This is a genomic window from Actinokineospora sp. NPDC051303 (assembly GCF_055586285.1).
In genome coordinates this window covers 1-13,145 of the sequence record NZ_JBVJIN010000029.1, presented here as the reverse complement: position 1 = coordinate 13,145, position 13,145 = coordinate 1, and the positions used below count along the sequence as shown (strand labels likewise).

10 protein-coding genes are annotated in these 13,145 nt (G+C 70.8%); 4 read left to right on the top strand and 6 right to left on the bottom strand.

Translation table 11 applies throughout. The features are described from left to right. Positions 1-2: 2 nt before the first annotated feature. Positions 3-875: an exodeoxyribonuclease III gene (locus tag ACZ6SD_RS21595; protein ID WP_465318762.1), complete on the top strand. Its 873-nt coding sequence runs from the start codon at positions 3-5 to the stop codon at positions 873-875. Here ACZ6SD_RS21595 and ACZ6SD_RS21590 read toward each other — a convergent pair. Further along, positions 834-1,529 (bottom strand): AfsR/SARP family transcriptional regulator, encoded by a 696-nt coding sequence (locus ACZ6SD_RS21590; protein WP_465318761.1) that lies wholly within the window; start codon positions 1,527-1,529, stop codon positions 834-836. The two genes, ACZ6SD_RS21595 and ACZ6SD_RS21590, sit on opposite strands and share 42 nt — an antisense overlap. Positions 1,530-1,796: 267 nt before the next feature. On the opposite strand from ACZ6SD_RS21590, the gene ACZ6SD_RS21585 reads away from it, so the two are divergent. Beyond that, a complete protein-coding gene (locus tag ACZ6SD_RS21585) occupies positions 1,797-2,726 on the top strand; it encodes a PfkB family carbohydrate kinase (protein WP_465318760.1) in 930 nt (309 codons plus the stop codon). Between the two features lie 240 nt (positions 2,727-2,966). Here ACZ6SD_RS21585 and ACZ6SD_RS21580 read toward each other — a convergent pair whose 3' ends face one another. The 5 genes from ACZ6SD_RS21580 to ACZ6SD_RS21560 form a co-directional block, all read right to left on the bottom strand. Continuing rightward, the gene (locus ACZ6SD_RS21580) at positions 2,967-4,040 is read right to left on the bottom strand and encodes an AI-2E family transporter (RefSeq protein WP_465318759.1); all 1,074 of its coding nucleotides are present in this window, start codon (positions 4,038-4,040) and stop codon (positions 2,967-2,969) included. 62 nt (positions 4,041-4,102) lie between these two features. Next, positions 4,103-4,858 (bottom strand): DUF2332 domain-containing protein, encoded by a 756-nt coding sequence (locus tag ACZ6SD_RS21575; RefSeq protein WP_465318758.1) that lies wholly within the window; start codon positions 4,856-4,858, stop codon positions 4,103-4,105. A 653-nt stretch (positions 4,859-5,511) separates the two neighbouring features. After that, positions 5,512-8,937: an indolepyruvate ferredoxin oxidoreductase family protein gene (locus ACZ6SD_RS21570; protein ID WP_465318757.1), complete on the bottom strand. Its 3,426-nt coding sequence runs from the start codon at positions 8,935-8,937 to the stop codon at positions 5,512-5,514. Between the two features lie 581 nt (positions 8,938-9,518). Then, entirely contained in the window at positions 9,519-9,818 is a 300-nt protein-coding gene (locus tag ACZ6SD_RS21565; protein WP_465318756.1) for a hypothetical protein, read from the bottom strand. 375 nt (positions 9,819-10,193) lie between these two features. Then, the gene (locus ACZ6SD_RS21560) at positions 10,194-11,369 is read right to left on the bottom strand and encodes an FAD-dependent oxidoreductase (RefSeq protein WP_465318755.1); all 1,176 of its coding nucleotides are present in this window, start codon (positions 11,367-11,369) and stop codon (positions 10,194-10,196) included. Positions 11,370-11,422: 53 nt separating this feature from the next. Here ACZ6SD_RS21560 and ACZ6SD_RS21555 point away from each other — a divergent pair, with 53 nt between their 5' ends. After that, entirely contained in the window at positions 11,423-12,010 is a 588-nt protein-coding gene (locus ACZ6SD_RS21555) for a helix-turn-helix transcriptional regulator (protein ID WP_465318754.1), read from the top strand. A gap of 33 nt (positions 12,011-12,043) precedes the next feature. Further along, positions 12,044-12,775: a maleylpyruvate isomerase family mycothiol-dependent enzyme gene (locus tag ACZ6SD_RS21550; protein WP_465318753.1), complete on the top strand. Its 732-nt coding sequence runs from the start codon at positions 12,044-12,046 to the stop codon at positions 12,773-12,775. Positions 12,776-13,145: the final 370 nt, after the last annotated feature.

Here is a 13,145-nt window from a genome sequence, read left to right as displayed (position 1 = left end):
CCGTGGGTCGGGTGCGGGTGGCGACCTGGAATGTGAACTCCGTCAAGCAGCGGGTGCCGCGGTTGCTGCCGTGGCTGGACCAGCGGCAGCCGGACGTGCTCTGCCTACAGGAAACCAAACTCACCGACGATGCCTTCGCCGACCTGCTCGGCGCGGAACTCGACGCCCGCGGCTACCGGTTCGCCAGCCACGGCGAGGCGCAGTGGAACGGCGTGGCGATCCTGTCCCGGGTGGGACTGGACGAGGTCGTCCGGGGCATTCCCGACGCCCCGGGCTTCCCGCACCAGGAGGCGCGGGCGGTGTCGGCGACCTGCGGCGGCGTCCGGGTCCACTCGGTGTACGTGCCCAACGGCCGCACCCCCGACTCCGAGCACTACCAGTACAAACTCGCCTGGCTAGCCGCCCTCCGCGACCAGGTGCGCACGGGCCCACCCGAGGCCATGGTCTGCGGCGACGTCAACATCGCCCCCACCGACGCCGACGTCTTCGATCCGGAGGCCTACGCGGGCCACACACACGTCACCCCAGCCGAACGCGCCGCCCTAGCCGACCTGACGGCCCTGGGCCTACACGACGTCGTGCGCGACCGCTGGCCGGACGAGCGGGTCTTCACCTACTGGGACTATCGCGCCGGAATGTTCCACAAGGACCTCGGCATGCGCATAGACCTGATCCTGGCCACCACCCCCGTCGCCCCCCGAACCCGCGCCGCCTGGGTCGACCGCCACGCCCGCAAAGGCACCGGCCCCAGCGACCACGCCCCAGTCATAGCCGACCTGGACGAAGCCCCAGACGGCGACATCGGCCCGGTCGTGCCCCCGCCATCGGCCCGCTCACCGAAGCGCGGCTCGACCACCCTGCCGCAGTCCCGCTGAACCGGCGTGGTCCCCGGTAGTCCGGCGTCGGGGGTCGGCGGCGTGCAGAGCGCGCGCCCACAAGCTCGCGAAAGTCTCGTCGTGGTGGTGCCGACCGATCAGGGGTCGTAGGCGGCGCAGGACGAAATCGTGCTCGCCTAGGCGCAGTTTCGCCTCGAACAGGCCCCGGTAGGCCGGGACGAGGGCGCTGTCGACCAGTGAATCACCCAGTTCGCGGGCGCGCGCGGTGCCCGCATCGGCCAGGGGCTTGCCATGCCAGAGGGAAACGGCCTGGGCGAAGTGCGTCGCGGCCGCCAAGTGATCGTCCCTGCGGAGCGCAGTGTGGCCCCGGTGCGCCAGTGAAAGGAAACGGTGATAGTCGATGAGCTGCGGGTGAATGTCGATTCGATACCCGTCGTCGATGGCCTCTATTCTGGCGGGCGAGCGTGACTGTTTGAGCGCGCACCGCGCGCGGGAGATGTGATTCCGCAGGGTGGTGTCCGCGTCGGGTGGCCGGTCGTCGTCCCAGAGGCGCTCGATCAGCCAGTCGCCGTCGATATTTCGGTTGGGCCGCAACAGGAACAGGGCGAGTAGCGCTCGCGTCTTGCGGTGCCCCAGGTGCCAGTCCCGACCCTGCGCGAGTAGCCGCGTCGGCCCGAGGACGCGGAAGTCCACCGGCACTCCCCCTCGTCGCTGGGGATCACTTCGACATCGAGTGTGGCCGCTTCACGGCCGGGTGGAGACACTGTCAAGATTCCGTTGTGTGATCGTTACCGGGAAAGGCGGTGCCGACCGGTGGGGTGCCAGTCGGAAATCGTGGCGCAATTCCCGTCACCTGATTGGCGCTATCGAATACGCCATCCGGCGGGTGATTTCGTCATCCGGTCGCGTTGCGTTCGGGTGGGGTCGTTTCGGCTCGGTCGAGTGGGGTAGGTCATCGCCGTGGATGTCGTTGTGCTGGGGCAGATCGCGCGGGACCTTGTGCTTGTCGTGGCCGAGGTTCCGTCGGCCGGTGCCACGACGCCGGTGCGGCGGCGGCGGGAGATGTTGGGCGGCAAGGGCGCCAACATCGCCGTGGCGCTCGCGCAGCTTGGCGCGTCGGTCGGGCTGGTCGGGGTCGTCGGGGACGACGAGGTGGGCGGGAAGTTGGTCGCGAAGGCCGCCGAGGACGGGGTGGACACGGCCGCAGTGGTGCGGCGGCCGGGCGTCGAGACCGGGCTGATCACCGAGTTGCTCACCGAGGACGGCAAGTGGCACTACCTGGAGGACCTGCCCGAGGGTGTGCTGCTGACCGAGGCGGACGTGGTCGACGCCGAGCCGATGCTGACGGCCGCGTCCACCGTGGTCGTGCAGCTACAGCAACCGGCCGCGGCCGTGCACGCCGCGGTGCGGCTGGCCAAGGCGGCGGGCCGCCGGGTCGTGCTCGACGGGGCACCGCCGCGGGACGCGCGCCGGGCCGGTCTGCTGGCCGCGGCCGACGTCCTGCGCGCCGACCACCGCGAAGCCGAGGCGTTGACCGGCGTGCGCCTCGACAGCGTCGACGCCGCCCGGCGCGCGGGCCGGGCGCTGCTGGCCGAGGGGCTGTCGCTGGTCGCGCTGGCCGTGGACGGGGTGGGCAACGTGTTCGTGTGGGCAGGCGGGCATTTGGCGCTGCCCTTGGTCGGCGAGGCCGTGGACACCACCGGCGGGGGAGACTCGTTCGTCGCCGCGATGACCTGGGCCCTGCTGCGCGGAGCCGACCCCCGCGCGGCGGCGCGGCTCGCGGTGGCCGCGTCCGGTGCCACAGTGGGGCGGCCGGGCGGCAGGCCCGAGCTGACCCCGGAGGTGTTGCGCACCAACCTGGCCCGCCTGGACCTGGCCACATCGTCTTAAGTGGACGGTGTCGGATCTTTGAGCAGTGTCGCCGTGGCGGTCCGAACCGCAGCGACCACGAGCCGGCCCCGCGGCGGGGCGGCTCGCGGTGGCCGCGTCTGGGACCACGGTGGGGCGGCCGGCCCGAACTGTCTGGGACCACGGTGGGGCGGCCGGGCGGCAGGCCCGAACTGACCCCGGAGGTGTTGCGCCGGAGGTGTTGCGCACCAACCAGGCCCGCTTGGACTTGGCCATCTCGTCCTAAGTGGATGGTTCTGGGTCTTCGAGCAGTGTGGCCGTGGCGGTCCGAACCGCGGCGACCAGTGGCACGGCCAGCAGCGCCCCCGCGACTCCGGCCAGGTGTACCCCGATCGCGACGGCCAGCACGACGACCAGCGCGTGCAGGCGGACCGCGTTGCCCATCAGCAGCGGTTCCAGGACGTTGCCCTCGACCTGCTGCACCCCGATCACGATCAGCGCCACGATCACCGCGATCAGCGGTCCCTGGCTGACCAGGGCCACCGCCACGGCCAGCAGCCCCGACACGAACGCCCCCACCAACGGGACGAACGCACCGAGAAACACCACCGCGGCCAGCGGCACGACCAGCGGCACCCCGGTCGCCCACAGCCCCACCCCGATGCCCACCGCGTCGATCACCGCGATCGTCACCGTGGCCCGGGCGTAGGCGCTCAACTCGCCGAACACCCGCCGCCCCGCCTCGGCCAGCCGCGGCTGCTGCCGCGCGAACGGCCGGATCACACCGGCCCACAGCCGGGGCCCGTCGTGCACGAGCATCACCATGATGAACAGCGTCAGAACCACCCCGGTCAGCACGGACCCGACCGTGGAGAACGCCCCGAACACCCCACTGACCAGCGACTCTTTCTGCCCCGTCACCCACCCTTTGGCCTGCTCGGCGAGCCGGTTCAGGTCATCGGCGCCCAGCCCCAGCGTCCCCGCCGCCCAGTCCCGCAACCGCCCGTAGCTTTCCCCGACGCTGTCCCCCAGCGCGGGCATCCCCACCACGACCGACCGCACCACGAACCACAGCAGCCCACCCACCACGGCCAGCCCGCCGACGACCACTCCCGCCGTGGCCACCCCTCGCGGCACCCCACGCCGGGTCAGCCAGCGCGCGGGCGGCCCGAACAAGGCGGCCAGCAACACCGCCACCCCGAACGGAACCGTGACCACCGACAACCGCCCCACGACGGTCACCACCAACCACACCGCCCCCGCGATCAACAACAACCGCAATGACCAGGTGGCGAGGCCGCGCAGCACACGCCCGACATCAACCCGCGCCTCATCAGGCTTTGGAGGAGTGGTCACACTCCCCCGAGTAACCCCCCACCCCACCCCGAAAACGTGTCACCGTTGATCACCCACCGGTCTTAGGTGTCCGCCAGCCAAGCCAGCATCCGCCCCCGAGACCAACACCGCCCCACAGCCTCGACCCGCAGACTCGAATGCCCGAACACCGCCACCCCGATCACACTGTGCCCAGAAGCCCGACGATCCCCCAACGTCGGCACCCCCGGCGCGACCCCAACCCCCTCCACCGACACCCAAGCCACCACCCGCCCGGTAGCCGCTTCGTCAAGCCGCTGCAAAAACCGCAGCCGCCTCTCAACCGAGAACCGCGACAACGCCCACGTAGTGGTGACGACCGGCAAAACATCCCCCGGCACCCGCCCCAAGGCCTCCGGCAACACCTCCACAGCGTCCCCCCGCAGCAACACCGGCGGGACAGTGGCCAACAACGCCATCTCCGCGTCCAACCGCGCCGCCCGCTCCACGTCACCCTCGGGCAGGCAACTCCGCAACCACCGAGCCTCATCCACATCAGTCACATCAACCGGATCAGCGTCAACACCAACCCGCACAACGACCTCAGGCATCCCCCACCCCGGAACCTCTCGCCCACCCACCAGCGAACACGACACCTGCACAGTCGACGCCGGATCCCCCAACACCCGCCCATCGCTGTAACGAATCCCCACCCGATCCACCGCCAGATTGAACCCAGCCGAACACCCCACGTCGATCAACCCCACCGCCCGAGCCCCCACCCGACGCGCCACCTCAGCAACAGCCGGGTAAAGCACGGCATAACGCCCAGTCTCATCAGGACGCTTGCGCCTACGCATAACAACACCCCCACCACAACACAACCCGCCCACCCACCACCACCCGACCCTGCCAGGCACCAGATGGCGAAGCAAGGGAACGAGCAAGCCCCCCACCAGACCCACACTCCCGCCAAATCCCAGACGGATGGAGCAGGGACCTCCCTACCTCCTACCAACCAAGCCCGCCCCACCAGATGTCAGATCGGCGGAGCAAAGTGCACACCCCCCACCAGCAGCCCCCGGCCCGCCCCCCCGGCCAGGCCGCACCAACGCCCACCAAGTGCCCGATGGTGCGACGAGCAGCGAACCCGCCTCCTGCCAACCGCCCCTGCCCCTGCCCCTGCCAAGTCCCCGATAGTGCGAAACGAGCAGCGACCCCATCCTCCTACGAACCGCCCCTGCCCCTGCCAGGCACCCGATGGCGCGGAACGAGCAACAGCGAACCAGCCCTTCACGAAGCCGCACCTACGCCCGCCAGGTGCTCGATGGGGTGGAGTGGTTTCTTTGGGGGTGAAGGAAGATCCCTAAACTCGCCGTGGTCGTGGGGCCGTAGGCTCCCCACCCGTCTTTCCCACGACGGGATCTTCCTTCGTAGGGGCCCCAAAGAAACCACTCCACCCCATCGAGCAACCCACCAACCCGGGAACCACGAGCCCCAAGAGCCCCCAACATCAAGCAGCAGCAGACTCCCGATGCTCCAACCGAGCCAAAGCCTCAGCCAACCGCCCCCGATAAACCTCAACCGAAGCCATCTTCACCTCTTCATACCCCCGCACAAGATCCGGCAGCCCAGCGATCTCCACCGCCAGCTCATACCGATCCAACGACCGCACCAACCGCCCCACCAACTCCACATACTCCGCCACCAGAGCCCGCTCAACCTTACGCACCCGAGCCCGCCCAAACGGATCGAACGGCGTCCCCCGCAGCCCCCGCATCCCCCGCAACACCCCAAAAACCACCCGCGCAGACCGCTTCAACGTGATCTTCCGCCGCCACCCCAACGCCCGCAGCACCGGCGGATGCAGCTGATACCCCAGAACAGCCCCCACCCCATGCCGCGACTCGATCTCCGCCCGCAGCCCCGGGTCCAGATGCAGCCGAGCGACCTCGTACTCGTCCTTGTAAGCCATCAGCTTGAACAAGTTCCGCGCCACAGCTTCCGCGACCAAGCCCGGCAGCCCCGCCGCCCGCTCAGCTTCGGCCACAGTGGACACGACATCCACATACCGCTGGGCGTAAGCGACATTCTGATAAGCCACCAGCTGCGGCACCCGAATGTCCAGCAACCGCCGCAATTCCCCGCTGAACCCGTCAGCCAACGGTGACGCCACGGGAGCAGGCGAAGGCGAGTCAACCAGCCACCCAGGCTCAAGAACCGCCTTACGCCCAGCCCGAAACGCCTGAATCGTCGTGCTCACGCCGACACCGTTGAGTTCGATCGCGCGCTCGATGGCCGCCGCCGTCATCGGCAGCACGCCAAGTTGATAGGCCGCCCCGACAACCAGGAAGTTCGCCGCAGCGGTCCCACCGAACAGCCGCTCCGCCAGGTCAAGCGCGTCAAACGCCCGCACCCGAGCCGTCCGCGCGGCGATCCGGCTCAGCAGATCGTCCGGATAGGACACAGCGGGGTCGACCACCATCTGCCCGGTGGGCACCTCGGACGTCGACACGACCGCCACGGTCCGCGCGTTGTCGCACCGCGAAAGAGTGGTGTCGTTCGCCCCGGCCAGCGCGTCGAACGCCAGGTACCCGTCGGCCATCCCAGCGGGCACCAGACCGGGAACCCCGCTGCGCGAAGACGTGATCCGCAGATGCGACACCACCGCGCCCGCCTTCTGGCTCAGCCCGGTCTGGTCGAGCGCCCGCGCGTCGAGTCCGCTGAGCAACGCGGCCGTCGCGAGCACCTGGTTCGTGGTGACCACCCCGGTGCCGCCGATGCCGACCATCACCAGATTCGCCGACGCGGGAAGGGAATCAGGCTCAGGAAGGTCGGCGGGAAGAGGGTCGCGGGTGAGTTTCTTCTTGCCTCCCTTGCCGGGAATCACCGTCAGGAACGACGGGCAGTCGCCGAGCAGGCAGGAGTAGTCCTTGTTGCACGAGGTCTGGTCGATTCGGGTCTTGCGGCCGAACTCGGTGTCGACCGGCTCGACGCTCAGGCAGTTCGACTTGCGCCCGCAGTCTCCGCAGCCCTCGCACACGGATTCGTTGATATGAACCCGTTTCGCCGGTTCCGGGGCGAGCCCGCGCTTGCGCTTGCGGCGCTTCTCCGCCGCGCACTCCTGGTCGTAGAGGATCACCGTGACCCCGGGCGTCGCGCGCAGTTCCCGCTGCACGGCGTCGAGGTCGTCGCGGTGGCGCACCCGGGTCCCCGGAGCCCATTTCGTGCCGCGCCGGTACTTTCGCGGATCGTCAGTGACCACAACGGTTTTCGCGACCCCCTCGGCGCGCAGCAGGTCGGTGACCTCGGCCGGGCCGACCGCGCCGTCGGCGTGCTGCCCGCCGGTCATCGCCACGGCCGCGTTGTAGAGCAGCTTGAACGTGATCGTCGTGCCCGCCGCGACGGCTTGGCGGATCGCGAGGCTGCCGGAGTGGAAGAACGTGCCGTCGCCGAGGTTCTGGAACAGGTGCTCGGTGTCGCTGAACCGCTCCGCGCCGACCCAGCTCATGCCCTCCCCGCCCATCTGCGAGAAGCCCGCGCTGCGGTCCATGAACGTGGTCATGGTGTGGCAGCCGATGCCCGCGCCCGCGATGGAGCCGTCGGGGACCTCGGTGGAGCGGTTGTGCGGGCAGCCGGAGCAGAAGAACGGTGTGCGGTTGACCGGGGTCAGCGTCAACGCGGGCAGCCGCGGCCGCAGGGCGGGATGGCGCAGGTCGACGTGCTCGCGGCCGACGCGGTCGGCGAGGAACCGGCCGAGCGCGACGACGAGCCGGTCGGCGTCCAGCGCGCCGTCGACGGGGACGAGCGTCTTGCCATCCGGCCCGCGCTTGCCGTGGACCCGCGGTCGCACGGCCCGGTCGAACAGCGCCTCCTTCACCTGCGCCTCGATGAACGGTCGCTTGTCCTCGACCACGACGAGGTCGTCCAGGCCGTCGGCGAACCGGGCCAGCAGGTCCCGGTCGAGCGGGTGGACCATGCCCAGCCGCAGCACCCGCACACCGCGCCGGACCAGCGCGTCCTCGGCCAGCCCGAGCCGGTCGAGCGCGTCGCGCAGGCAGGCGTAGGTGTGCCCGGACGCCACGATCCCCAGGCGCGCGTCGGACACCGCGCCCTCGATCCGGTTGAGCCCGTTGGCCGCGCCGAACGCGACCGCGGCCGCGAGCCTGCCTTCCAGCACTTCGCGTTCCAGCGCCAGCCCTTCGGGGATGCCCACCCCCGGCCGGTGCGTCGGAGCCCACGGGCGCCCGTCCCACTCGAACTGCGGGGTCACGATCTCCGGCGCCGCGCCGAGGTCGACGGCTTCGTAGGCGTCGCCGATGTTCGTCACGATGGTGAACCCGGTCCACGCCCCGCTGAACCGCGACATCTCGAACCCGAACCGCCCCAGCCGCAGCACGTCGGCCACGTCCACCGGCGCCAACACCGGCAGGTGGCACTCGGCCAACGCCATGGTCGAGTTCGACGGCAGCGACGACGACTTGCTGGCCGGATCGTCCCCGGCGACCACCAGCACCCCGCCCCGCGGCGTGGTCCCCATCCAGGTGCCGTGCTTGATGGCGTCGGCCGACCGGTCCACCCCCGGCGCCTTGCCGTACCAGAGCCCGAACACCCCCTCGAACCGCGCCCCGGGAAGCTGCGGCGCGAGCTGGGAGCCGTAGACGATCGTCGCCGCCAGTTCCTCGTTGACTCCGGGAATGAACTCGATGTCGTGCTCGGCGAGTAACCCGGCGTGCCGGTCCAACACCTGGTCCAACCCCGCCAGCGGCGACCCCCGGTACCCGGACACGAGCCCCGCCGTGCGCCACCCCCGAGCCAGATCCGCCCGATGCTGGTCGACGAGCAGTCTGCCGAGCGCCTGCACCCCGGTGAGCGCGCCGGTCCCGTCGACCCTGCGCAGGACCTCGGCGGGCTGGTAGTCGGCGGCCGACTCGCTCATCGATCTCACACCTTTCGATCCGCGCCGCGCGCCGTGGGGAATCAGAACGGGCTTGGGTGAGCGCTGCGCAAGACTCCGATTGAGACCTTAAGCGGCCCGAGGACACCCCGGCCAACGGCCCGAGTCCTGGACAGACGCGCCCCGCCACACACGGCCACTCACCGCACGGCGCCGCGGTCGGCCGTCGTTGTCGCGCCCGCTGCTGATCAGGCACGGCACGTCGGCGAGCGGGACCGGCGCGCTCATCGGCTCGCACTCCACCAGCGACGCGCTGGTTCGCGGCCCTGCGGCCGGTCTCCCCGCGGATTCCTCCGAGCCACGGCCCGCGCGGGTCTTAGCCGTCGTCACCCAGTTCGCGGGGGTTTCCTGCCTCAAGCGCTGGGTGAGGAGCGTCGCCGCCGCAAGCACCACCCGGTCGCTGTCGATCACGACCCCAGCGGAGACGCGGGAGAACCGCAGGACGTGGTGGTCAAGCGTCGACCGCCGCGCCAGGCATCTCCACGTCAACGGGCCGATGTCGCCCTATGGCGAGGCTTCGCCCCCGCGGGTGCCGCGAGCGGTCCAGCGCTCTTGGCCGCCGCTCACTCGCCCCGCCGGGCTCCCTCAGACCAGACCACGGTGACTGGCAGCCCGCAGCCCAGGCACCCGCCCACGATGCCAGCGGTGTCGCCACGATGTCGGCGGTGTCGCCACGGCATCGGGGTTTCGCCACGGCGTCGGCGGTGCCGCCAGGATGTCGGCGATGCCGTTACGGCGTCGGCGGTGTCGCCGTGTCCGCCGGACGAACCGCCGTCCCACCCCGCGACAACGGCGTCCACGGTGTCCAGGACCTGCTCGCCCGCCGCCAGGCACGCCGCCTGCCCGGACCCGGCGAACGGCACAGCCCACACTGTCGCCGCTTTCCCGGCCAGATCGTCAAAGTCGGCCGCGTAGTCCGGTTTGACCTCGCGGTCCCGGCGATCAGCCGCGGCAGCACCACGTCGCCCGTGCCGCCGAGATCCGACACGACTCGGGCGAACACCTGGTCCGCGCCGCGCGCCAGGCAAATCACCCCGCCCAGACCGTCCGCAGCTTGCTGTCTTCCCCTGCCGCCTGCCCGACGACGGCGACACAGATGCCGTCCGCCACAAGTGGGACCGTCCCGCGCTGAGAGTGCTGTTTCCGGTGATGCCGTTGCGCACGTCCTTTCGCGGAGCGAGAGTCGGCGAGCGGACGGTTCGCCCTCGCTCAAGCACCAGCACCGGTTCCGGGGCGCCCTAGGCGGGCTCCGGCACTCGGGCGTCCCAGTCGGTGTGGTGGTCGTACATCCACCGCACGTCGCCCGCGGGCAGCAGTTTGAACAGCGCGGGCAGGACGGCCCGGCCGATCGGGCCGAGGGTCTTGGTGCCGCCGCTGCGCTTGCCGTGCCGGACGACCCGTTCGACGCGCTTGCGGCGCAGCGCTTCGTAGGCCCGCAGCGCCTGGTCGGTCGGGAGGTCGCGCAGGCAGCGGGCCAGGACCACGGCGTCCTCCAAGGCCATCGACGCGCCCTGCCCGGCGGCGGGGGAGGTGGCGTGCGCGGCGTCGCCGATGATGACCATGCGGTCGCGGTGCCAGGTGGGGACGCGGGGGAAGTCGTAGGTGTTCCACGGCGGCATGATCACCGGGGTGGCTTCGATGAGCGTGCGGGGCAGGTCGCCGTCGTCGGCGAACAGGTCGATCAGGCGGGCCCGCCAGATGTCCGACGTGATCTCGGCGAGAGCGGCCGGGGGCAGTTCCGCGCGCTGGGCGACGTTGGCGAACCACCACGCCTCGCCGTCCGGGCTGGGCAGGACGCCGAAGAAGGCGCGCTTGCCGAACATCATCTTGCTCACACCGGGTTCGAGGCCCGCGTCGACGCCGAGCGCGAAGCCGCCGGTGTTGAGCAGCGGCACGTAGCGCGCGGCGGGCGCGTTCGGGTCGATGATCGTGCGCACGACCGACTGGAGCCCGTCCGCGCCGACCAGCAGGTCGCCTTCGGCCGTGCTGCCGTCGGCGAAGCGGGCGACGCCGTCGGCGTAGTCGACCAGCCGTTTGCCGTACTCGACGGGGATGCCGCGGCGGACGGCTTCGTCGCGCAAGGTCACGTAGAGGTCGGCGCGGCTCAGGGTCAGCGAGGTCATGCCGTCGGTGCGTTCACCGACAAGGGACGCCTCGCCCAGGAGCCGGTCCGGTCCGATGGTGAGTCGGATCCGGGTGGTCTCGATGCCCGCCGCGCGCACGACTTCGTGCAGGTCAAGGGCGCGCAGCGCGTCCATGCCGTTGGGGGCGAGGGTGAGGAAGGCGCCCACGCCGTCCGCGGTGCGCTCGTACGCCTCGAACACGGTGGCGGCGATGCCCGCCTGTCGCAGTGCCATGGCGGTCGCCGGTCCCGCGATGCCGCCGCCGATGATGAGAACTTGTCGTGGAGTCATACTATGACTATACATAACATGACCATGGCGGGCAAGCGGTTAGGGTTGCCGCCATGCCCAGCAGTTCCCACCGCCGTTCTCCGCTGGCGCTCGTGCTGCTCGTGCTGCTGGCGGAGGAGCCGATGCACCCGTATCGGATGCGCGACCTCATTCAGGTGCGCGGCAAGAACAAGGTCGCCAACGTCGCCCAGCGCAACAGCGTCTACCAGACGGTTGAGCGCTTAGAGCGGGTCGGACTGATCCGCGTGCAGGGGGTCGAACGCGACCGGGGCCGCCCCGACCGCACGGTCTACGAGCTGACGCCTGAGGGCTCCCGCACGATGGTCGAGTGGCTGACCGCCATGCTTTCCACCCCGGTCAACGAGTTCCCCGAGTTCCCCGCCGCCCTCGCCTCGATGCTCATCCTGACCCCCGAGGACGTGGCGACCTGCCTCGCGGCCAGGGCAGACGCGCTGGAGCGGGAACTGGCCGAGATCCAGGCGGAGCTGGGATCCATACCGAGGGTGTTCCTGCTGGAGGATGAGTACCGGTTCGCGATCGGCCGCGCCGAGGTCGAGTGGCTGCGCGGAATCGTCGCCGACCTGCTCGCGGGCGAGCTGGGCTGGAGCCACGAGTGGCTGCGGACCATGTTGAATCCCTGAGCGTGCCCGCCGGTTCCGTGATTGGGTCGGGGCATGGACTACTTCGCCCACCTCGCCAGGGACTACGCCCGATTGCGCGCGGTCGCCGCGCCCGCGTTGTCGGCGCCGGTCCCGACGTGTCCGGAGTGGACGGTCGCGGACCTGGTCCGGCACGTCGCCGTCGTCTACCTGCACAAGGCCGCGACGATGCGGCTGAACGCCTGGCCGCAGCCGTGGCCCCCGGACCTGTCGGACAGCGACCCGCTGCGGGTCCTCGACGCTGGCTACACCGAACTGCTGGACCAGTTGACGTCCCGGCCGCAGACCGCGGAGGCCTTCACCTGGTACGCGCCGGACCAGACGGTCGGGTTCTGGACCAGGCGGATGACCCAGGAAACCGCGGTCCATTGCATCGACGCGGAACTCGCCGCGGGCGTGCCGTCCGCCCCCGTCCCGGCTGACCTGGCCACCGACGGCGTCGACGAGGTCGTGACCCGCTTCCTCGCCTACGCCTCAGCCGCTTCCCCGCCCCGCTTCGCCACCGTCGAACACCTCCTCGACGGCCGCACCGTCCGCGTCGAAGCGGGCGCGTCGTCCTGGTTCGTGACCCTCGCCGCCCCCATCGCCGTCTCCTTCGCGGGCGAGCCCGACGCGACTGTCCGAGGCGAACCCGACGCCGTGTTCCGCTGGCTCTGGCGCCGCTCCGACGCGACCGCGCTCACCCTCGACGGCGACCCCACCCTGATCGACGCACTGCACCAGATCCTCGGCCCCGCCACGGTGTAGTGCCCGAACGCGCTTCATGATCGCGAGTTATCCACAGGCCCGGCGTTCTCCCTCCCGGACCGTGACCTGCGTCGATAACCTGAAGCAGGGCTCGGCCGACCGCCGACCCACACAGAGCGCTCGTTTATGAGAGGAAGACCGACAGAGGGGAGTTTCGATTGGGGCAGTGACACCTGGGCGCGCGCGCTCGTCAAGCCAGGCGCCACCGGCGGATGTGATCAGCGGGCGGGAAGTCCTTCGCGGGGTGGGGGGGGGGGGGGGGGGGGGGGGGGGGGAGGGGGGGGGGGGGGGGGGTTGGGGGGGGGGGGGGGGGGGGGGGGGGGGGGGGGGGGGGGGGGGGGGAGGGGAGGAGGGGAGGGGAACCAAGGGG